1 pseudogene is annotated in these 1,177 nt (G+C 63.2%); it reads left to right on the forward strand.

Annotation, left to right across the window (positions count from 1 at the left end):
• Positions 1 to 86: 86 nt before the first annotated feature.
• Positions 87 to 1,177, forward strand: a pseudogene (locus EOD15_RS34565) (GumC family protein); the annotation flags it as partial.

The following is a 1,177-nucleotide window of genomic DNA, read 5'->3' on the forward strand; positions in this document are numbered from 1 at the left end:
GACGTTGAGCTTCTCGTGCATTTTCTTGAGCACGCGCTCTTCCGTCGGAATTTCCATCGGGTCGCTTTTCAGGCCGACCAGGACCAGAGCGCGTGCTCAAGAAAATGCACGAGAAGCTCAACGTCTATGGCGTCGAGAAGACCCGCATCATTGCCATTGAGTTCTCATCGGAAGATCCCAAGCTCGCGGCCGCCGTACCCGACGCCATCGCCGCCGCCTATATAGCGGGGCAAGGGGCGGCCAAGCTCGAATCGAACAGCGCCGCGGCAGACTTCCTGGCGCCCGAGATCACCGACCTGCAGCGGCAGGTCAAGGATGCCGAGGCGAAGGTCGCCGCCTATCGCGCCCAGTCCGATCTCCTGATGGGTGGCAACAATTCGGTGCTGGCCACCCAGCAGCTTTCGGAACTGTCGAGCGAACTGTCGAAAGTGCGCGCCAACCGCGCCGCGGCCGAAGCGACCGCCGACGGTGTGCGCAGGGCGCTGCAGAATGGCGGTTCGCTGGATGCCGTGCCGGAGGTTCTGTCGTCGGACCTGATCCAGCGCTTGCGTGAGCGACAAGTCGAATTGCGCTCCAACATCGCCGATCTGTCGACGACACTGCTTGGCAATCATCCGCGCATTCGCGCGCTGAAATCGCAACTGTCCGATCTCGACGCACAGATCCGCAGCGAGGCCCAGAAGATCATGAAAGGCCTGTTGATGCAGGCCGAGACGGCAAAGGCCCGCGAGAACCAGCTTGTCGCCGACGTCAACACATTGAAAGCCGCTTCGGCGCAGGCCGGCGAACAACAGGTCGATCTCGACGCACTGCAGCGCGACGCGACCGCCAAGCGACAGCAACTCGAACTGTACCTGACCAACTACCGCGAAGCCGCTTCGCGCCAGGATCGCAACTATCTGCCGGTCGACGCGCGGATCGCCTCGAAGGCTTCGGTTCCCTCCGAGGCTTATTTCCCGAAGGTCGGGCCGATCGTCGGCGCGGCTTTCGCCGCATCGCTGCTGATCATGGCCATCGTGACGCTTCTGCGGGAGCTGTTTTCAGGCCGCGCGATGCGGCCGGCGAGCGGTTCCCGTTTCGAACGGATCGATGAGGTCGCGATGCCCCATGTAGCGCAGGCGCCGGTCGCCAAGCCATTTGTCCGCCACGAGCCTGCCGTCCTGCAGGACTCCTTGGT

Source organism: Mesorhizobium sp. M7A.T.Ca.US.000.02.2.1 (assembly GCF_003996995.1).
Lineage (GTDB): Bacteria > Pseudomonadota > Alphaproteobacteria > Rhizobiales > Rhizobiaceae > Mesorhizobium.